Genomic DNA, 19,590 nt, shown 5'->3' with positions numbered 1-19,590 from the left:
CGTGTCGCTCCGTGCCGCAGAGCGGTTTCCCCCGTTCGCTCCCGCGGCCGTGCCCGTGCGGGGCCCACCGCCGTGCCGGGGCGTCCGACTCCGCCGGAGCCCGTCATGAGTGAACCCCAAGGCGCAGCCGTGTCTCTCGCCGAGGCACCGCACCAGCCGCCGCCCACCGACGTACCGTCAAAGCAGCTCACCCCCCAGCGAGTTCAGCCGCTGCGCAAACCCGGCCGCTGGATCGCCACCGCGGTCGTCCTGGTCCTGGTCGCCCAGGCCGTCCACGGCCTGATCTCCAACCCCTTCTACCAGTGGGACCGCTTCGGCTACTGGTTCCTGCGGCCCACCATCCTCGACGGGCTGCTCATCACCCTCGAAGTCGCCGCCTACAGCGCGGTGTTGGGCCTGCTCGGCGGCATCCTGCTCGCGCTGGCCCGGCTCTCGAAGAGCCCGGTCCTGCGCGCGGTCAGCTGGACGTACGTGTGGGCACTGCGCTCCATCCCGCTGATCGTGGTGCTGCTCTTCCTCTACAACTTCAGCGCCCTGTACAAGACGCTGAGCGTCGGAGTGCCCTTCGGGCCCGCCTTCTTCTCCTTCGACGAGTCGCGGCTCGCCACCGACATGGTCGTCGCCGTCATCGGCCTCAGCCTCAACGAGGCGGCCTACGCCGCGGAAGTCGTCCGCGGCGGCATCCTCTCCGTCGACCAGGGCCAGCACGAGGCGGCCACCGCCCTCGGCCTGCCGAAGGGCTACCGCTTCCGCAGGATCGTCTTCCCCCAAGCCCTGCGGTCGATCACCCCGAACTACGTCAACCAGCTGATCGGCCTGATCAAGAGCACCTCACTGGTGTTCTACGTGTCCCTGCTGGACCTGTTCGGCACCGCACAGACGATGGGCGCCACCTACCCCGGCGACATCGTGCCGCTGCTGCTGGTCGTCACCGTCTGGTACCTGATCCTGACCAGCGTCGTCTCCGTCATCCAGTTCTACGTCGAGCGGTACTACGCCCGGGGAGCCACCCGTTCCCGGCCGCCGACCCCGTTGCGGAAGTTCCGCACCGGCCTGCGCGACCTGCGTGAGCGCCTGCGCAGGGAGGCCGCCGTATGACCGCCGAACACGGCACCACCGCCGAACACCTGACCACCGCCGGCACCCTCACCACCGCCGAGGCCGCGCCCGCCGCCGTCGAAGTGCACGACGTGCACAAGTGGTACGGCGCCCACCGCGTGCTGGACGGCGTCGACCTGACCGTGCGGCCCGGCGAGGTCACCGTGATCCTCGGCCCGTCCGGGTCGGGCAAGTCCACCCTGCTGCGGGTCATCAACCACCTGGAGAAGCCCGAACGCGGCTACGTCAGCGTCAACGGCGAGCTGATCGGCGTACGCCGCAACGGCGACCGGCTGCGGGAGCTGAGCGAGCGGGCCATCCTCACCCAGCGCAGCCGCATCGGCTTCGTCTTCCAGAACTTCAACCTCTTCCCGCATCTGACCGTCCTCGACAACGTGGCGGCCGCCCCCGTGGCCACCGGGAAGCTCGGCAAGGCGCAGGCCCTGATCCTGGCCCGCCAACTCCTCGGCCGGGTCGGCCTGGCGGACAAGGCCGACGCCTACCCGCGGCAGTTGTCGGGCGGCCAGCAGCAACGCGTGGCCATCGCCCGGGCCCTGGCCCTGCGCCCGGGACTCATCCTCTTCGACGAGCCCACCTCCGCCCTCGACCCCGAACTCGTGGGCGAGGTCCTCACGGTCATCAAGGACCTCGCGAAAAGCGGCACCACCCTGGTGATCGTCACGCACGAGATCGGGTTCGCCCGGGAGGTCGCCGACCGGGTCGTCTTCATCGACGGCGGCCGCATCGTCGAACAGGGCCCGCCCGCCGAGGTCCTGGACAAGCCGCGACACGAACGGACCAGGGACTTCCTCAGCAGGGTCCTGTGATCCGGCCCGAGCCCGACAGATCCGCAACCCCACGCCACCCCGGCACCCTTTCCGAGCGACAAGGACAGTCATGCCCACCCAGATCTCCCGACGCAGCCTGACACGCGGCATCACCGCGGCGACCGCCGTCGCCACCCTCGCCACCGGGCTCGCCGCCTGCGGGGGCGACAGCCAGGCCGCCGCCAGGACCGACACCGCAGGCACGGTCACCGTGGGCCGGTTGTCCAACGGCGCCGCCAAGGAGACCGCCCTCAAGGTCTCCGAGGTGAAGTCCATCAGTGCCGAACTGCCCGCGGCCCTCAAGAAGAGCGGCAAGTTGGTCATCGGGTCCGGCACCCTGCCCTCCGGCAACCCGCCGCTCGGCTTCGTGGGCAGCGACCAGAAGACCACCACCGGCTCCGAGCCCGACCTCGGCCGGCTGATCGCCGCCGTCTTCGGTCTCGAGCCCGAGGTGCGCAGTTCGACATGGGAGAACCTGTTCATCGGCCTCGACAGCGGAAAGGTCGACGTGGCCCTCTCCAACGTCACCGACACCGAGGAGCGCAAGCAGAAGTACGAGTTCGCCTCCTACCGCAAGGACGACCTCGCCTTCGAGGTGAAGAAGGACAACCCCTGGAAGTTCGACGGCGACTACGAGAACCTCGCCGGCAGGACGGTCTCCGTCGGCAACGGCACCAACCAGGAGAAGCTCCTCCTGGAGTGGAAGGCCAAGCTGGCCAAGGAGGGCAAGAAGCCCCTCACCGTCAAGTACTTCCAGGAGAGCAACAGCATCTACCTGGCGCTCAGCAGCGGCAAGATCGACGCCTACTTCGGCCCCAACCCCGCCCTCGCCTACCACGCGGCGAAGACCGCCGGCACGCCCCAGGCGACCCGTATCGCGGGCCAGTTCTCCGGCGCCGGCGCATCGCTGCAGGGGCTGATCGCCGCGACCGCCAAGAAGGACAGCGGCCTCGCCAAGCCCCTCGCCGACGCCATCAACTACCTGATCGAGCACGGTCAGTACGCCAAGTGGCTCAAGGCCTGGAACCTCTCCAACGAGGCCGTCGCCACGTCCGAGGTCAACCCGCCCGGACTGCCGCTGGACAACTCGTGACGACCGAAGCCCGCCCGGGGGGTGCCGCCACGCGCACCGGCGCACACCCCCTGGACAACGCCGTCTGGCACGCGCTGAGCGGACCGCACGCCAACCTCGCCGAACGGGTGGGCCAGGCGGCCCGCTACCCGGCCGACGTGTACGCCTTCGCCGCGCTCGCCGACCCGGCGGATACGGCCGCCTGGGCCGACCTGCGCGAACTCGTCGGCCCGCGAAGCGTCGTACGGCTCAAGCCGGCCGACCGTGTCCCCGAGGGCTGGGTGGTCGTCGGTGGCGGGGAGGGTGTGCAACTCGTCGACACCGGGCTGTGCGTCGAACACGCCCCGGAGGCGGTCCTCCTCGGCCCCGCGGACGTCCCGGAGATCCTGGACCTCGTCGCCCGCACCCGGCCGGGCCCGTTCCTCGAGCGCACCATCGCCCTCGGTACGTACCTCGGCATCCGCCACCAGGGACGGCTGATCGCCATGGCGGGCGAGCGAAGCGAGATGGGGGTCCCCCCGGCCGAGGCCGGGGGAGGCTTCGGCTGCCCGGCTGGACGGAGATCAGCGCCGTCTGCACCGACCCGGACCACCGAGGCCGGGGCCTGGCCACCCGCCTCGTCCGCGCGGTCGCCGCGGGCATCCGCGCCCGCGGCGAGACCCCGTTCCTGCACGCGGCCGCGGACAACACCCCGGCGATCAGTCTCTACGAGTCGCTCGGCTTCACCCTGTGCCGCCGCTCGCCGATCCTCCGGGTCCACACTCCGGAACGGGGAACACCCGGCGAGGTACGGCCGTTGTGACTGACGACGAGATGTGCGCGGCGTCGGTCCCGCGCGAGAAGAAGGAGGTGGCGGACGTGACCCGGACGTCCCGCACCGTTCACCTCCACTCCCGGCCCCACATCGACCTCCAGCGCGTGGCCGGCGCGCTCTGTTGCTCCTGACCCGTTTCTCCCGCACCGTGCGCCCGTGACGTCTCCGGGGCCGGTGATTCTCGTACGGACGGACCTCCAGGAAGGCACCCCTCGTGTCCTCGACCCACCCTGCTCATCTGCACCTCGCCGTCGCCCTCGACGGCACCGGCTGGCACCCCGCCTCCTGGCGCGAGCCGGTCGCCCGCCCCCGGGACCTGTTCACCGCCGGACACTGGACCGACCTGGTCCAGGAGGCCGAGCGCGGCCTCATCGACTTCGTCACCATCGAGGACGGCCTCGGCCCGCAGTCCTCGCACTTCCTGGACCCGGACGACCGCACCGACCAGGTACGCGGCCGCCTGGACGCCGTCCTGATCGCCTCCAGGGTCGCCCCGCTCACCCGGCACATCGGCCTCGTACCGACCGTCATCGCCACACACACCGAGCCGTTCCACATCTCCAAGGCCATCGCCACCCTCGACTACGTCAGCACCGGCCGCGCCGGGCTGCGTGTCCAGATCAGCGCCCGCCCCCACGAGGCCGCCCACTTCGGCCGCCGCACCATCGCGCGCATCGAGGCCTACGACAGCCCGGACGCGCCGGCCGTGCTGCGCGACCTCTTCGACGAGGCCGCCGACCACGTCGAGGTCGTACGCCGTCTCTGGGACAGCTGGGAGGACGACGCGGAGATCCGCGACGCCGCCACCGGCCGCTTCATCGACCGTGACAAGCTGCACTACATCGACTTCGAGGGACCGCACTTCAGCGTCAAGGGCCCGTCCATCACCCCCCGCCCGCCGCAGGGACAGCCCCTCGTCACCGCCCTCGCCCACGACACCGTCCCGTACCGGCTGGTGGCCCGGGCGGCCGACATCGGCTACATCACCCCGCACGACACCGACCGGGCCCGCGCGATTCTCGCCGAGATCCGCGCCGAGCAGGAGACCGCCGGCCGCGCGGGGGAGACGCTGCACGTCTTCGGCGACCTGGTGGTCTTCCTCGACGACGACCCCGCCGAGGCCGCGGCCCGCAAGGACCGCCTGGACGCCCTCGCCGGAGAGCCGTACACCAGTGACGCCCGGATCTTCACCGGCACCCCCGCCCAACTCGCCGACCTGCTTCAGGAGTTCCAGTCGGCCGGCCTGACCGGGTTCCGGCTGCGGCCCGCCGTGGCCGGCCACGACCTCCCGGCGATCACCCGCGGTCTGGTCCCCGAACTCCAGCGCCGGGGCGCCTTCCGCCGCGCCTACGAGGCCGACACCCTGCGCGGACTGCTGGGCCTGCCCCGCCCCGCCAACCGCTACGCCGCCGCCTGAGCCGGAGGGACACCACTTCCATGAGCAAGCCCCTGAAGCAGATCCACCTGGCCGCGCACTTCCCCGGCGTCAACAACACCACCGTGTGGAGCGACCCGAAGGCCGGCAGCCACATCGAGTTCAGTTCCTTCGTGCACTTCGCGAAGACCGCCGAACGCGCCAAGTTCGACTTCCTGTTCCTCGCCGAGGGGCTCAGGCTCCGCGAACAGGGCGGCAAGATCTACGACCTGGACGTCGTCGGCCGCCCCGACACCTTCACCGTCCTCACCGCGCTCGCCGCCGTCACCGAGCGCCTCGGCCTGACCGGCACCATCAACTCCACCTTCAACGAGCCCTACGAGGTGGCCCGCCAGTTCGCCAGCCTCGACCACCTCTCCGACGGCCGCTCCGCCTGGAACGTCGTCACCTCCTGGGACGCCTTCACCGGCGAGAACTTCCGCCGCGGCGGCTTCCTGCCGCAGGACGAGCGCTACTCCCGAGCCAAGGAGTTCCTGTCCACGGCGCACGAGCTCTTCGACTCCTGGCGAGGTGACGAGGTCGTCGCCGACCAGGCCACCGGCACCTTCCTCAGCGACGCCAAGGCCGGCGCCTTCGTCCACGAGGGGCAGCACTTCGACATCCACGGCCGCTTCAACGTCCCGCGCAGCCCCCAGGGCCGCCCGGTGATCTTCCAGGCCGGAGACTCCGAGGAGGGCCGCGAGTTCGCCGCGTCCAGTGCGGACGCCATCTTCAGCCGGTACGCCACCCTCGACACCGGCCAGGCCTTCTACACGGACGTCAAGTCCCGCCTCGCCAAGTACGGCCGCCGCCCCGACCAGCTGCTCATCCTGCCCGCCGCGAGCTTCGTCCTCGGCGACACCGACGCCGAGGCCGAGGAGACCGCCCACGAGGTACGCCGCCGGCAGGTCAGCGGCGCGACCGCCCTCAAGCACCTGGAGTGGGTCTGGAACCGGGACCTCTCCTCGTACGACCCGGACGGACCGCTCCCGGACATCGACCCGCTGCCCGGCGAGCACACCGTCTCCCGCGGCCGCGCCCAGGTCCGTATGTACCGCGACCCGCTGGCCACCGCCCGCGAATGGCGGGAGCTGGCGGCGGCCAACAACTGGTCCATCCGTGACCTCGTCATCGAGACCGGCAACCGCCAGAACTTCATCGGCTCCCCGGCCACCGTCGCCAGGACCATCAACGAGTACGTCCAGGCCGACGCGAGCGACGGCTTCATCCTCGTCCCGCACATCACCCCCGGCGGCCTCGACGACTTCGCCGACAAGGTGGTCCCGCTCCTGCAGGAACAGGGCGTCTTCCGCACGGACTACGAGGGCACCACCCTCCGCGACCACCTCGGCCTCGCCCACCCGGACACGGTGGGCGAGGAGCGGGCGGCGTCGTGAACTGAGTGGTCAGTCCTTCCAGTCACGCCGCCGCAGCCGGGTGCGCCGCTCCCGGAACCGCTGCGGCGCTTCTGAGGCCACCCTCCGCCTCCTGCGAAACATGGCATGTCTACGGCAGGAGAAAACGTCCTTATGGGGATCAAACCGCCAATTTCGCTCTGGCTGTGCGTACTTTCATCCTCTCACCTGTTGACATGAGGCAGTTACGTCATCGACCTTCATGCGTAACATCCGGCCCTTCGGAGCCCACAAGGAGGGCCGCGCCCGAAAGTCTGGAGCCCGCATGCCCTCGGGCTGCAGCTCCCAGCCGCCTCACCCCGAACCTCAGAGCCACCCTCAACAGGGAGTACGCCCATGTCGTCAGGAAGACTGTCCCGTCGCGCGCTGCTGGGTGCCGCGGGCGCCGCTGCGGCCGCGACCGCGCTGCCCGTGGTCCCCGCTCTGTCGCCCCTGCTGACGCAGGCGGCAGCCGCCGACCTGCAGACCAACCTGGAGAAGCTGGCGAACATGCGGTTCGGCATGTTCAACCACTTCAACCTGGGCACCTTCACCAACCAGGAGTGGGCCGAGCCCAACCAGAGCCCGACCCTGTTCGCCCCCACGGCCGTGGACTGCGCCCAGTGGGCGGACGCCGCCGTGGCGGCGAAGATGAGCTACGGCATCCTGACGACCAAGCACCATGACGGCTTCGCCCTGTGGCCGAGCGCCTACGGTACCCAGAATGTCGCGAACAGCTCCTACAAGCAGGACGTGGTGAGGGCCTACTGCGACGCGTTCCGGGCGAAGGGGCTGAAGGTCGGACTTTACTACTCGATCTGGGACCGCACCTTCGGCGTCGAGGCATGGGAGAGCCGGCACAAGGTGTCCGGGCTCGACACCACCGATGCCATCCAGCCCGCCGACATGACCTTCATACTCGGTCAGATCACCGAGCTGCTCACCAACTACGGCACCATCGACCTGTTCGTCACCGACGGTTACGCCTGGCAGATGGGCCAGCAGGCCGTCTCCTACCAGACGATCCGCGAGCACGTGAAGTCGCTCCAGCCGGACATCGTCATGATCGACCACGGCGGGCTGTCGGTGCCGTGGCTCGGCGACGCGATCTACTTCGAGGAGCCGCTCGGCGTCACAGCGCCGGCCGGGAACACCTACGCCGCCACGCAGGGACAGACGATCAGCAACGGGTGGTTCTGGCACCCGACCACGCCGACCACCGACCCGATGAGCAAGGCGGCGATCCTGTCGCACCTGACCGACCTGGAACCGAAGTACACCTCGTTCATCCTCAACTGCCCGCCCAACCGCAACGGCAAGCTGGACACCAACATCGTCAACCGACTCGCCGAAGTCGGAGCGGCCTGGAGCCCCAACACCTCCCGCCCGCCGCTGCCCACCCAGCCGCTGCGCGCCGAGCACCCCGTGACGCCCGTCAGCGCCTACGCGACCGGATTCCACACCGGCGAGGGACCGCTCAACGCCATCGACGGGCTGAGCGACAAGGGCTACGAGACCTGCTGGTCGACGTGGGGACTGGCCCCGGCCCTGCCGCACTCGATCACGATCGATCTGGGCGGGGTGTGGAGCAGTGTCTCCACCCTGGAGTACCTGCCCAAGCAGTGGGGCCGCAACGACACCACCGACGGCGACATCACCTCTTACACCATCTCCACCAGCACCGACGGCACGAACTTCACCCAGGTCGCCACCGGCACCTGGGCCGGCGGCCGTGCCCCCAAGGTGGTCGAGTGGCCCGCCCGGAACGTGGGCTTCGTACGGATCCAGGCCAACGCGGCCACCGGCGGCTACGCCAACATCGGCGGCGTCCGGATCGGCGGCCGGACGGCCAAGCCGGCGCTGGTGTCGAGTGTCCTGCCGGGCAACGGCACGGTCTATCGCATCGTCAACCGCAAGAGCGGCAAGGTCGTCGACGTGTTCAACTTCGGCACCGCCAACGGCACCAACATCCAGCAGTGGCCGTGGCTGAACAACACCGCCCAGAAGTGGACCTTCGCCTCGACCGGAGACGGCTACTACGAGATCAAGAACGTGAACAGCGGCAAGCTGATGGAGGTGGCCGGACTCTCCCGGGTGGACGGCGGAAACGTCTCCATCTATGCGGACAACAACGTTCCCCAGCAGCACTGGGCGGTCACGCCCACCGGCGACGGCTACTACTACCTCATCAACCGGTTCAGCGGACTGTCGCTCAACGTCGACGCGGGCTCGACCGCCGACGGGGCCAACATCAACCAGTTCACCTACACCCGCGCACCCGAGCAGCAGTGGCAGATCATCGCCCTCTGACACCCCGACAACAGCCCGAGCGGCCCCCAAGCACGTGAGCGCACCGCCGCGCCCCCCCACGACATGGCGTGGTCGGACAGGTCGCCCTCCCCCTGAAAGGCGACCTGCCCGACCGCTCCCCCGGTGCCGGACTGTGGTTCGGGTGCCCGCGTGTGAGCGGGCGGGTTGTCACCAGTACATGACGGCTGTCTCGCCCGAGCCCCAGGTGGAGTACAGGCGGACGCGGACGAAGTAGCGGCGGCCCTTGACGAAGCGGGCCTTGATGGCGGTGTTGTGCGGGGTGCCACCGTCGTCCTGGGCGGTGAGGTAGCGGGGTTCGGCGTCCCGCTCCTCGAAGACCACGACGACGGTGTCGCTGTCGCCGAAGGTGCCCACGGTGTAGTCACGGGTCTCGGGCGGTTCGACGGTGAAGTCGGCCTGGCCGCCCGGGGCCAGCCGTAGCGGCGCCGAGCGGAACGGCACCAGCGCGGGAGGCCGGGAGGGGCAGGCCGGCGGATACCAGCGGAGCGCGAACTCCTTGTCGAGGGGGGACAGGGCTCCGGGCGGGTGCACGCCCGCACGGTACTGCTCCGGCTCCAGGATCAGCCCCGAAGAGAAGGGGTACTCCATGATGGACAGCGGGTCCCAGACCGAGCCGTTGACCTCGGCCGGGTCCAGTTTGCGCAGGATGTTGAAGAACGTCGTGTCCCGGCTCCAGAAGTTCGGCGGGCCCGCCAGATCGGCGTACACGGCCTCGTCGTCCCAGTGGATCCCGGCGAACGGGCTCTGGTGCTCGTGCAGCATGCCCAGCGCGTGCCCGATCTCGTGCAGGGCCGTCCCGTGCTCCCCGGGCGCGGTCAGGTCCCAGCCGAAGTTCATGGTCCGCTCGTTCAGAGCGACCTGGAGCGCGTCCCTGCCCACGGTCGACCAGGAGCCGTCGCCCTGCTGGAACCCGATGCGCAGCTCGGCCTCCGAACGGTCCTCGACCTCGGCGAACGTCAGCCCGATGCCGAGGTCCTGCCACTCCTTGAAGCACTCGCGCACCACGTCCCGCTGCTCCTTGGCGCCGACCCACGACACCCGCCGGACCTCGCCGGTTCCCGGTACGGGAATGACGGAGCCGTCGGAGTCGCCGTCGAAGAAGCAGTAGTGCAGGACCGTGCCGTTGACCCACATCGGACGTCCCCCGACGAGCGCACCGATCCGCTCGGCGGCCAGCCCCGGTGCGAACGCGGGGGCCGGCTGCTGCGCGAGGGAGCAGTAGCGTCCGGTCATGCGTCCACAGTGCCGTCGACGGCCGCCCCGGCGCCTGAGTCGGGGGCTACTCAAGTCCCCCTGTATCAGAAGTGAGTAGGCGCGCTCCCGATACCGTGACGACATTCGAGCGGGACGCGAAGACGCTGGAGCTGCCCTGGCCGTTCACCGGCCGCGAGGAGGAGGTGGAACTGGTCCGCCGGTGTCTCGCGGGTGGACGCGGCGGCATCGCGGTCACCGGCCCCACCGGCTGCGGCAAGACCCGGCTCGCCACCCAGGCCGTACGCGGCGCCGACTGCGCCAGGATCGCGGGCACGCCCGAGAGCCGGCACATCCCCTTCGCCGCGTTCGCCCACCTCCTCCCCGACGACGTCTCGCTGCCCCGCGCCATCCGACTGCTGTGCGGAGTAAGGCTGCTGCTGGTCGACGACGCGCACCTGCTCGACGACGCCTCGGCCGCGCTCGTCCACCAACTGGCCGTGCGGGGACGCACGCGCCTGCTCGTCGTCGCCACCGACGGCGCGACCGCACCCGGCGCGGTGTCCCGCCTGTGGAGGGGTGAGCTGCTGCCGCGCCTCGTCCTGGCACCGCTGCCCCGGGAGGCGACGGCCGATCTGCTGACGGCGGGCGCGGGCGGCCCCGTGGAACCCCTCACCGTGAACCGGGTGCACCACCTGTGCGGTGGCGATCTGCGGTTGCTGCGGCACCTGTTGGACGCGCTGCGGGAGCGGGGAGGGTTCACCGGTGTCCCGGACACCGGTGAACGGGCGTGGCGCGGGCCGCTCCCACTGACCACGGCCGTACGGGAACATGCCGCGGCGGTCCTGGACCGCACCGACCCCGTGGAGCGCGAGGCCCTCGACCGGCTGGCCTTCGCCGAACCCCTCCCGCTGGACGCCGACACCTACGATCTCGGCCTCCTCGAACGCCTCGAGTCCTACGATCTCGTCCACGCGGACGACGCAGGAGCCGTCCGCCTCACCCACCCCCTGCACGGCCCGGCGTTGCGCGCCGCGGCCGGCCGGCTGCGGGCGAGGCGGCTCACCCGCACCCCGGACGACCGCGCCCTCGCCCTCAAGTCCGAACAGGCCGCGCTGGAACAGCGCATCGACGCCGCCGACGTTCGGGCCCTGCCGACGCCGGTGGGGGAGTGGCTGGCGCAGGAGGGTGGACCCGTGCCCGCGGCCTACGCGGCCGTACGGGCGCGGTTCGCCCGGCTGCGAGGAGAGCTGCGGGAGGCGATGGCGTGGGCCCGGGAGGCACCGCGGGACGAGGCGTGTCGCGTGGAACTGGCCCTGGCAGCAGCCCAGTCGGGCGAGGTGACCACCGTTCACGGCGTCCCGACCGGGACGGTGGCCGGATGGCTCGCGGCCGCCCGGGGTGACATCGAGGGCGCGCTGGAGCGGATCGGCGAGGCCGACGCCTACGACGCCGTACGCCTCGGAGCCGTGGCACAGGACGTCGTCGACCGGCTCCCGGCCGGAAGCGTCTTCGCCCGGCACGCGCAGGCCCTGGCCCGTTCCGACGGCCCTGCCCTGGACCGCGCCGCCGAGGCTCTGGAGGAACGCGGCTTCCTGCTCTTCGCGGCCGAGGCGCACGCCCAGGCCGTACCGGCCCACCGCGACCCCGCCGCCGCGCGCACCTCCCGCACCCGCGCCGTCGCCCTGGCCCACCGCTGCCAGGGCGCCCGCACCCCCGCCCTGGCCGCCCTGGTCCTCGGCGAACTCACCGCCCGCCAGCGCCAGATCGTCACCCTCGCCGCCGCCGGCCTGACCAACCGCCAGATCGCCGAACGCCTCACCCTCTCCGTCCGCACGGTCGGCAACCACCTCTACGGCGCCTACACCCGACTCGGTGCGAACGACCGGGGTGCCCTCCCGTGCCTCTTCGAACAGCCCGACGACCAACCGGCGGCCGTCTGAATACATCGGGTGACATCTTGACCCCGCAGCGCCATCGCGATTGCATGCTTCGTGGTCCTCCGGTGGGGAACTGGAGGAGATTCCGTGTTCGATTTGGGGGGAAGATGCGGGGAAACGCGAACGGCGGCACCACCAGACGTGTACGGGCCGCCCTGAGCGCCACGGTCGTGGTCTGCGCGGTCACGGCGGTGCTGCCCGGAGCCGCTTCGGCTGGGCCCATGACCGTGCCGGGCGTCGCGAGCGACAGCGGAGCCGTGGTCGAGCGGATCAGTGTCGCGACCGACGGCACCCAGGGCGACGGCGACTCCTCCGGCGGCACGATCACGGCCGACGGCCGGCGTATCGCCTTCTCGTCGTCGGCGACGAACCTCATACCCGGCAACTCGGGGGTAGGGGAAGAGGTGTTCGTCCGCGACCAGCGGACGCGGCAGACCACGCGGATGAGTTCCATCACCTCCACGATCCAGCGGCCGGTGATCAGCGGTGACGGGCAATACGTCGCCTTTTGGGGGCAGTTGTTCAGAGACACGAAGGTCTTCCTGTCTCAGGTGAGCTCGGGAAGCACGATCGGCATCAACTGCTCGGGCCTCAGCTGCAGCCAGCCGTCGCTGAGCACGGACGGCCGCTACATCGCCCACGTCGCCACCTACACTCGACCGCCGACCTGGCAGCGCATCGAGGTGGCGGACTGGCGCGCCGACACCAGGGAGCTGGTCGCCGAGTTCGACCACCCCGCCCCGTCCCGGCCGTCCATCAGCGGCGACGGACGCTTTGTCGCCTACCAGGACGGCAAGGCGGAGGACGTCTTCGTGTGGGACCGGACCGACGACACCTCCGCCGGCCCGATCGAGGGCCCGTCCAAGGCGGCGACACTCGTCCAGATCAGCAAGGACGGCAGCAAGATCGTCTACCTCTCGGGCTCCGACACCTACGTCCAGGACGAGAGGTCGGGCGCCGACCAACTGGTGCCGAACGTGCGGGGCGTGGCCATCGATCCCACCGGCCGCTATCTGTTGTGCGCCCCGCACGACACGACCGGACCGTCGCTCGTGCTGCGCGACCTGCAAACGGGCACGGACGAGATCGTCTCGAACCAGCCCGCCGCGGCCGGGACCGACGCGGTCAGCACCGGCGGGCGCGACGTGGTCTTCCAGTCCGCGGCCGACGACATCGTGCCCGGCGACACCAACGGCAAGTCGGACGTCTTCGTCCGCCGCTTCTACTGATCGCCCCAACTCCGCTCACGCCGCCGGTCCTCCGCTCACGCCGCCGGTCCTCCGCTCACGCCGCAGGCCGGCGCCTCACGCCGCCCCGAACGCCGTGAACGCCCACCCCGTCGCCTGGTGGACCGCGTCCTCGGGGAGAGTGGCGCGGGCGTCCCGCAGGGACTCGGCAAGGGACTGGCCGGCGGTCAGGCCCTTGTGGAGGGCGAGCATCAGGGGGACCACGGCGGCGTCGTTGACGGGGGCGGTGCTCGCCACCACGCCCGCCGTGCCCAGCGGGAGCAACGCGGTGACCAGGCCGAGGAGCTCGTCGGCGCCCACCGAGGCGAAGCGGGCCGTGTCGCAGCAGGACAGGATGATCCGGTACGGGCTGCGGGCGAGGCGCTCGAAGTCGTGGACGATGAGGGGACCGTCGGCCATCCGCAGCGACGAGAAGAGGGGGCTGTCCGCCCGGAACGTGCCGTGCGCGGCGATGTGGGCCAGCGCGGCACCGTCGAGCTCGTCCAGGACGCGGGGCACGCGCGCGTCGTCGTACTCCAGGACCGTCGGCGTGCCGTACCGGCCGGCCAGTTCCGGCACCTCCGCGCCACCCGTGGCCAGACCAGGACCCCGCACCAGCACGTGCCGCCCGCCCGGCGGCGGCTCCGTCTCCCGCGCCCGCAGCCAGCTCTTCGCCGACGGCGACACGCTCAGCACCCGCTCCCGCAGCGACGGCAGCAGCGCCCACGGCACCCGGTGCAGCCGCCCAGGGGGTACGACCACGACCGGGCCGTCCCCCAGGTGCGCGGCGGCCGGGCCGAGCAGCAGCTCCTCCAGCCTGTGCCCCGCCGCCTCGACCAGCGGCAGCCGGGCATCCGCGCCGGGATGCGCCAGCCGCCGCAGCCCGGCCTGGACGTGCTCCGCCTCGGCCTCCGCCTCCGCGAGCGGCCCGGCCTCGAAGCGCCGTACCCGCCCCTGCCCGCACAGCAGCACCTGCACCCGCCCGTCGAGCACGGCCAGTTCGACCAGCCGCCCGTCGCCCAGCCGCTCCAGCAGCCGCCCCACGTCGAACCGGCCGCCGCCGCCGGGCGCGTCACCGCGCATGTGCAGTGTCCGCGACCGTACCTCCCGCTCCAGGCGCCGCTGTTCCCGCTCCAGCGCCGGTACCGGCCGGCCCTCCATCCGGGCGGCCTCCGCGCGGGAGGTGATCTCCCGCAGCGCGGTCAGCCCGCTCAGCAGCGAGGGGTCGGCCGGCGGGCGCGTGGGCGGCGCCGCGAGCACCGTGGCCCGCCAGCGCTCGCTCCACACCAGCAGCCGCCGCGGCCCGCCCCCGGCGAGGGACGCCCGCTGCGCCAGCGCCGCCAGTTCCGCGCCCTGCTCCGTGGCCCGGGCCCTGAGCTCCGACGCGCCGAGCGTCATCCGGTGGTCGTCCAGCACGTCCAGGCCCCGCCGACACGCCTCCAGCACCCCGCGGCCGGACCCGGCCGCCCGGGCCCGCAGCGCCTGCGCCGCCCAGCCCGTCACCCGCGCCAGCGGCGGCCCGCTGTGTCTGCTGCGCGCGGCGACGGCCAGATGCCGCTCCGCGTCCGTCGTCCAGCCCAGGTCGAGCGCGATCCGGCCCGCGAGCAGCGACGCCTCCACAGCCGCCGGCGCCCCGAAGGAGGCCAGCCGCTCCGCCACCGCCGCCGTGTCGGCGACCAGCCGGCCCGAGCCGCGACCCGCGGCGACCCGGGACTCGATCAGCACCAAGCGCGCGTGCGTCTCCCACCAGGTGCGCCGCTGCCCCGCGAACAGCCGTACCGCCAGATGGGCCCGCGCGATCGCCGTGTGCGGATCACCCGCCCGCCGGGCCGCCCGCGCGGCCGCCAGCAGCAGCTCCGCCTTCCGGGTCGACTGCCCGCCGATCCCGTCCAGCACCCCGATCGCCGCGTCCGCCTCCGCCAGCGCCTCCGGCGCGAGTCCCGCCGCCATCAGCACTTCGCAGCGCCGGATCTGCAGCATGAACGTCGGCGTGCCCAGCTTGGCGTACCGCTCCTCGGCCTCGTCCAACAGCCGCAGCGCCGCCGGGATGTCGCCCGAGCGGAACGCGGCGAGCCCCCGGCTCTCCACCGCGTCGGCCTTGTCGTGCTCCTGGCCCGTGGTGTCCCACAGCGCCTCGGCCGCCGTGAAGTCGGCGTCCGCCCGGTCCACCGCGCCGAGCGCCAGGTGCACGGTGGCCCGCAGGGTCAGCGCCCGCGCCGTCCAGATGACGTCGTCCGCCTGGCGCAGGACGGGAATCGCCCGGCGTACGTCCTCCAGCGCCTCACGGTGATGACCGAGCACCCACCACGCGTACGCCCGGCGGTACAGCACCCGGGCGCGGGTGTGGCCCGTGCCGCGCTCGACGCCCCGCTCGAACGCGTCGAGGCCCTGCCGGGTGCGGCCCGCGTGGACCAGCGCCACCCCGAGGGTGCCCAGCACGTCCGCCTCCCGCTCGACGGAGTCCGCGCACGCCGCGAGGTCCCGGGCGCGCCGCAGATGGTCCAGGGCGAGACGCATGTCGCCCCAGTCCCGCTGCCAGATGCCGATCACCTGGTGGGCGACGGAGGCGTGCAACGGCGACGGATCGGTGTCGAGCACTTCCCGCGCCCCCGCCAACGCGTCGTTGGGGGCGGCGAAGACCATCGGCAGCAGTTCGAGAACCGAGTCGTTTCCCGCTGTCACCCCACGGATGGTAGTGCTCCGGACACGCTTCCCACAGGTCGCGCCCCAGTTTTGCCACCCGACCGCGATGCGGGCCCGCGCACCGGCGGCCCGCGCACCACCTGTATCAAGTGACGGGCCGGCGACTCTGATTGTCGAACCACCGCCTCATCGAGAGGACATGCCATGGCACCACAGCGATTCCACGAGCAGTTCGACCAGGTCCAGCGTTCGATGCCGGACGTCCCTCTCGCGATGGGGCCCGACGACTCCGCCGAGTTCATCTACGAGAAGGGCGTCGTACTCGCCCGCGACGGCGAGGAGGCCCGGGTCGTCGAGGACACCGTACGGGCGCACTTCACCGCCACCCCCGAGCTGGACCAGGACCATGTGCGCCGGGCGGGTCCGCAGACCAACCGCTCCGGCATCACCCGCATCCAGGTCGCCGACCCCGGTCAGGGCGACCGGCGCGGCGACCACGCCGTCGCGAACGCCCTGCGCTCCCTCCGGGGGGCCGAGGGCCGCGCCGGCCGCCGCATGATCAGCCGCAATCACGTGGTGTCGATCGCGGTCAACGCCTGTCCGGGCGACGAGCCCGTGCCCGCCACCGAGCCGCCCAACCCCGCGCCCGCCCAGGCACCGTACGACCCGGACACCGCCGTCGGTGTCCTCGTCATCGACACCGGCCTCATGCGCGACTACCGCTCCTACCCACCGCTGGCCCACACCGACGGCGACCTCCAGATCAAGGAGTGCGACGACGACGGGATCCTCCAGCAGTACGTCGGCCACGGCACGTTCATCGCCGGACTCGTCGCCGCCGTCGCACCCAACACCACCATCACCTCCCGCAACACCCTCAACGACGCGGGCGCCATCCTGGAGTCCGAGTTCGGTGAAAGGCTCTTCGAGGCCGTCGACGCGGGCGGCTGGCCCGACATCATCAGCCTCTCCGCCGGCACCGCCAACGGCCGCACCGACGGCCTGCTCGGCCTCGACGCCTTCCTGCGCGAACTCCGCGATCAGGGCACCCTGCTGATCGCCGCGGCGGGCAACAACTCCAGCACCACCCCGTTCTGGCCCGCCGCTTACGCGGCCCTGCCCGGCTACGAGGACGCCGTGCTGTCGGTCGGCGCGCTGCGCGGTGACGGCGAGTTCGGCGCCTGCTTCACCAACCACGGCCCCTGGGTGAAGGTCTACGCCCCGGGCGAGCGCCTCACCAGCTCCCTCACCGGCTTCGGCGCACCCGTGCCGTACGTCTACCAGCACTCCACCTACGACGCCTGCCGCTACGGGTTCACCTACGCCTGTACCTGCCAGTCGCCCCGGCACACCGGGGTGTTGAGCGAGCGGGAGACCGTCACGGGCAAGCCGGACCAGGTGATGTTCGAGGGGCTCGCCCACTGGAGCGGCACCTCCTTCGCCACACCCGTGGTCGCCGGTCTCGTCGCCGCCCACATGACCGCGCACCAGCAGACCGACCCGCGCGCGGCCCGACGCCAACTGCTCGCGGACAACGCGGAGTTCGCGGAGGTCCGAGGAGCGCACGTGGCGGCGTTGCGTCCGCCGACCTGGCGGGCCGTCCCGGTCGCGGCGCCCGCGCCCTCCGCGTGAGTACCGGAGTGGCCTCCGTCCCGGCGTACGATGACACGTCGTACACGAGGGGTGGAGCCGTGGACCGTACAGATGTCGGCGCGCTCGTCCGGTCGGCCGTCGACGGCGACGCGGCGGCCTGGAAGGCGCTGGTGGAAGGGCTGAGCCCGCTGGTGTGGTCGGTCGTACGCGCCCACCGGCTCTCCGACGCCGACGGCCACGAGGTCTACCAGACGGTGTGGTTCCGGTTCGCCCAGCACCTGGGGCGGATCCGGGAACCGCACAAGGCCGGGTCGTGGCTGGCGAGCACCGCGCGGCACGAGTGCCTGAAGGTGATCAAGAGCTTAAGGCGGCTGACGCCCACCGACGATCCGCAACTGCTGGACCGGGTCAGCGAGGACCGTACGCCGGAACAGTCGCTGCTCGACTCGGAGGAGGCCGCGGCCCAGTCCGAGCGGCTCCGGCACCTGTGGCAGGAGTTCGAGCAACTCGGCGACCGCTGCCGGCAGTTGCTGCGGGTCCTGATGGCCTCGCCGCCGCCCAGCTACCAGGAGGTGTCCGCCGCGCTGGGCATCGCGGTGGGCAGCATCGGGCCCCTGCGCCAGCGCTGTCTGCGCCGCCTGCGGGCTCGACTCGACGCACGGGGAGCCTCGTGAACGACATGAACGACATGAGTGGGACGAACGACATCAACGACATGAGTGAACTGAGCGACTTGGAGGGGGAACTCCGCGCGGCCGCCGCCGTCCTGGATCCCGTCCCCGCCGCGTTACGGCAGATCGCCGTCGAGGCGTACGCGCTGCACGACCTGGACGCCCGCATCGCCGAGCTCACCTTCGACTCGCTGGTCGACGCCATCCCCGTCCGCGGGGCGACCGACGTTCCGCGGATGCTGACCTTCGACACGGGGGAACTGACCGTCGACGTCGAGGTGACCGCCGAGGGCCTGATGGGCCAGTTGCTGCCGCCTCAGCCGGCCCGGATCGAGGTCCTCGACGGGCCCCGGGCGGGCGCCGCGCTCACGGCCGACTCCATGGGCCGTTTCACCACCGACGCACCCCCCACCGGGCCCTTCGCCCTACGGTTGCGGACCGGCGGCGAGGTGGTCGTCACGGAGTGGCTGCGGGCCTGACGAGGCAGCGCACCTCAGCGTGAGACGGCGGTGACCAGGCGCGCGAGGGCCGCGGCGAGCCGGTCGAGCCCGGCGTGGGCCGGGCCGCCCGGCTCGGTCATGTACGTGTCGCGGCGGATCTCCACCATCAGCGCGGTCACGCGCGGCTCGCTGCCGTAGAACTCCAGCGGCACGTACGTCCCGCCGAAGGGGCTGTCGAGCCCCGTCTCCCCGCACTCGGCGAACGCCTCCCGTGCCGCGTCCCGCAGCTCGGGCGGGGTGTGGAAGGAGTCGGTGCCCAGGCAGACGGGCGGGCGCGGTCCCGTCCCGTGCAGTTCGTACGGCAGCGGCTCGGTCGGGTAGGAGTGCACGTCGATGATCACGGCCCGGCCGACGGCGGCCAGCCGGCCTGCCACGGCGTCCGTCATGGCCCGCGCGTACGGGCGGAAGCAGCGCGCGACCAACGGCTCGGGGTCGGTGTCCGCGGGCCGCAGAGCCTCGCGGTGGGTGGTCCGCGTGTACACCGCGCCCATTCCCACGGCGAGCATCTCCTCCCGCTCGTCCGGGAACCGCTCCGGGTCGACCACCAGCCGCGACAGCCGGTTGACGAACCGCCAGGGCACGGCACCGGACAGCCGGGCCGCCCGTGCGGCGATCTCGGCGGTGTGCGCGTCCGTGATGTGGTCCAGCTCCCGCCCCAGCGCCTCGTCGTCGAGCACGATCCCCGCCCGCACCTCGGCCGGAATCTCCCGCGCGGAGTGCGGCACGTGCAGGATCACCGGCGAGTTCTCGGCACCGGGCAGCAACTCGAAGGAGGGTGCGGCAGGGGGCATGGGACGGCTCCGTGAGGGGGGTGGGTGGACATACAGCCCCGCCCCGACCGGACGGGTACGCCGGTCGGGGCGGGGCTGGAAGTGG

The 19,590-nt window shown here is 71.9% G+C and carries 15 protein-coding genes and 1 pseudogene; 13 read left to right on the top strand and 3 right to left on the bottom strand.

Annotation, left to right across the window (positions count from 1 at the left end):
• Nucleotides 1-105 precede the first annotated feature (105 nt).
• The 8 genes and pseudogenes from IG99_RS30020 to IG99_RS29990 all read left to right on the top strand — a co-directional run bounded on the left by IG99_RS30020 (nucleotide 106) and on the right by IG99_RS29990 (nucleotide 8,929).
• Nucleotides 106-1,098, top strand: coding sequence for an amino acid ABC transporter permease (locus IG99_RS30020; protein ID WP_037679292.1), 993 nt, complete (start codon nucleotides 106-108; stop codon nucleotides 1,096-1,098).
• Nucleotides 1,095-1,925 (top strand): amino acid ABC transporter ATP-binding protein, encoded by an 831-nt coding sequence (locus tag IG99_RS30015; RefSeq protein ID WP_234312016.1) that lies wholly within the window; start codon nucleotides 1,095-1,097, stop codon nucleotides 1,923-1,925. The genes IG99_RS30020 and IG99_RS30015 overlap by 4 nt, the downstream gene beginning before the upstream one ends.
• 70 nt (nucleotides 1,926-1,995) lie before the next feature.
• Nucleotides 1,996-3,018, top strand: a complete 1,023-nt coding sequence (locus IG99_RS30010) for an ABC transporter substrate-binding protein (protein WP_037679290.1) — start codon at nucleotides 1,996-1,998, stop codon at nucleotides 3,016-3,018.
• Nucleotides 3,015-3,799, top strand: a pseudogene (locus IG99_RS30005) (GNAT family N-acetyltransferase). The gene IG99_RS30010 and the pseudogene IG99_RS30005 overlap by 4 nt, the downstream one beginning before the upstream one ends.
• Nucleotides 3,796-3,942, top strand: a complete 147-nt coding sequence (locus IG99_RS49045; RefSeq protein WP_158973265.1) for a putative leader peptide — start codon at nucleotides 3,796-3,798, stop codon at nucleotides 3,940-3,942. The pseudogene IG99_RS30005 and the gene IG99_RS49045 overlap by 4 nt, the downstream one beginning before the upstream one ends.
• A gap of 83 nt (nucleotides 3,943-4,025) precedes the next feature.
• Nucleotides 4,026-5,228 carry an LLM class flavin-dependent oxidoreductase gene (locus IG99_RS30000; protein ID WP_037679288.1) on the top strand — a complete coding sequence of 401 codons (1,203 nt, stop codon included), beginning with the start codon at nucleotides 4,026-4,028 and terminating at the stop codon, nucleotides 5,226-5,228.
• Nucleotides 5,229-5,248: 20 nt separating this feature from the next.
• Nucleotides 5,249-6,622, top strand: coding sequence for an NtaA/DmoA family FMN-dependent monooxygenase (locus tag IG99_RS29995; RefSeq protein ID WP_037679284.1), 1,374 nt, complete (start codon nucleotides 5,249-5,251; stop codon nucleotides 6,620-6,622).
• A 354-nt stretch (nucleotides 6,623-6,976) separates the two neighbouring features.
• Nucleotides 6,977-8,929, top strand: coding sequence for an RICIN domain-containing protein (locus tag IG99_RS29990; protein ID WP_234312015.1), 1,953 nt, complete (start codon nucleotides 6,977-6,979; stop codon nucleotides 8,927-8,929).
• A 168-nt stretch (nucleotides 8,930-9,097) separates the two neighbouring features.
• On the opposite strand, the gene absR1 is transcribed toward IG99_RS29990, so the two are convergent.
• Complete coding sequence (gene absR1, locus IG99_RS29985; protein ID WP_037679281.1) at nucleotides 9,098-10,183, bottom strand: beta-glucuronidase AbsR1; 1,086 nt, start codon at nucleotides 10,181-10,183, stop codon at nucleotides 9,098-9,100.
• 95 nt (nucleotides 10,184-10,278) lie between these two features.
• Here absR1 and IG99_RS29980 point away from each other — a divergent pair, with 95 nt between their 5' ends.
• Both IG99_RS29980 and IG99_RS29975 read left to right on the top strand, forming a co-directional pair.
• A complete protein-coding gene (locus IG99_RS29980; protein WP_037679278.1) occupies nucleotides 10,279-12,084 on the top strand; it encodes a LuxR family transcriptional regulator AbsR2 in 1,806 nt (601 codons plus the stop codon).
• A gap of 104 nt (nucleotides 12,085-12,188) precedes the next feature.
• Entirely contained in the window at nucleotides 12,189-13,310 is a 1,122-nt protein-coding gene (locus IG99_RS29975; protein WP_037679275.1) for a TolB-like translocation protein, read from the top strand.
• A gap of 75 nt (nucleotides 13,311-13,385) precedes the next feature.
• Here the strand turns inward: IG99_RS29975 and IG99_RS29970 are convergent, their stop codons facing one another.
• Nucleotides 13,386-15,950, bottom strand: a complete 2,565-nt coding sequence (locus IG99_RS29970; protein ID WP_051866064.1) for a CHAT domain-containing protein — start codon at nucleotides 15,948-15,950, stop codon at nucleotides 13,386-13,388.
• 204 nt (nucleotides 15,951-16,154) lie between these two features.
• Between IG99_RS29970 and IG99_RS29965 the strand changes: the two genes are divergently transcribed.
• The 3 genes from IG99_RS29965 to IG99_RS29955 are packed head-to-tail and all read left to right on the top strand — an operon-like array spanning nucleotide 16,155 to nucleotide 18,693.
• A complete protein-coding gene (locus tag IG99_RS29965) occupies nucleotides 16,155-17,582 on the top strand; it encodes a S8/S53 family peptidase (RefSeq protein ID WP_037679269.1) in 1,428 nt (475 codons plus the stop codon).
• 59 nt (nucleotides 17,583-17,641) lie between these two features.
• Nucleotides 17,642-18,217, top strand: a complete 576-nt coding sequence (locus tag IG99_RS29960; RefSeq protein ID WP_037679363.1) for an RNA polymerase sigma factor — start codon at nucleotides 17,642-17,644, stop codon at nucleotides 18,215-18,217.
• 5 nt (nucleotides 18,218-18,222) lie between these two features.
• Complete coding sequence (locus tag IG99_RS29955; RefSeq protein WP_037679361.1) at nucleotides 18,223-18,693, top strand: hypothetical protein; 471 nt, start codon at nucleotides 18,223-18,225, stop codon at nucleotides 18,691-18,693.
• 14 nt (nucleotides 18,694-18,707) lie between these two features.
• On the opposite strand, the gene IG99_RS29950 is transcribed toward IG99_RS29955, so the two are convergent.
• Nucleotides 18,708-19,505, bottom strand: a complete 798-nt coding sequence (locus IG99_RS29950) for an N-formylglutamate amidohydrolase (RefSeq protein ID WP_037679267.1) — start codon at nucleotides 19,503-19,505, stop codon at nucleotides 18,708-18,710.
• Nucleotides 19,506-19,590 lie beyond the last annotated feature (85 nt).

Source organism: Streptomyces griseus subsp. griseus, assembly GCF_000720255.1.
Lineage (GTDB): Bacteria > Actinomycetota > Actinomycetes > Streptomycetales > Streptomycetaceae > Streptomyces > Streptomyces griseus_I.
Note: the sequence above shows the minus strand (reverse complement) of the source record. Positions and strands in the feature narration are given on the sequence as shown.

Bases quoted from the DNA above. Each gene is read 5' to 3' on its own strand.
- IG99_RS30020 (WP_037679292.1), top strand. From the start codon at position 106: ATGAGTGAACCCCAAGGCGCAGCCGTGTCTCTCGCCGAGGCACCGCAC.
- IG99_RS30015 (WP_234312016.1), top strand. From the start codon at position 1,095: ATGACCGCCGAACACGGCACCACCGCCGAACACCTGACCACCGCCGGC.
- IG99_RS30010 (WP_037679290.1), top strand. From the start codon at position 1,996: ATGCCCACCCAGATCTCCCGACGCAGCCTGACACGCGGCATCACCGCG.
- IG99_RS29995 (WP_037679284.1), top strand. From the start codon at position 5,249: ATGAGCAAGCCCCTGAAGCAGATCCACCTGGCCGCGCACTTCCCCGGC.
- IG99_RS29990 (WP_234312015.1), top strand. From the start codon at position 6,977: ATGTCGTCAGGAAGACTGTCCCGTCGCGCGCTGCTGGGTGCCGCGGGC.
- absR1 (WP_037679281.1), bottom strand. From the start codon at position 10,183: ATGACCGGACGCTACTGCTCCCTCGCGCAGCAGCCGGCCCCCGCGTTC.
- IG99_RS29975 (WP_037679275.1), top strand. From the start codon at position 12,189: ATGCGGGGAAACGCGAACGGCGGCACCACCAGACGTGTACGGGCCGCC.
- IG99_RS29970 (WP_051866064.1), bottom strand. From the start codon at position 15,950: ATGGTCTTCGCCGCCCCCAACGACGCGTTGGCGGGGGCGCGGGAAGTG.
- IG99_RS29965 (WP_037679269.1), top strand. From the start codon at position 16,155: ATGGCACCACAGCGATTCCACGAGCAGTTCGACCAGGTCCAGCGTTCG.
- IG99_RS29955 (WP_037679361.1), top strand. From the start codon at position 18,223: ATGAACGACATGAGTGGGACGAACGACATCAACGACATGAGTGAACTG.
- IG99_RS29950 (WP_037679267.1), bottom strand. From the start codon at position 19,505: ATGCCCCCTGCCGCACCCTCCTTCGAGTTGCTGCCCGGTGCCGAGAAC.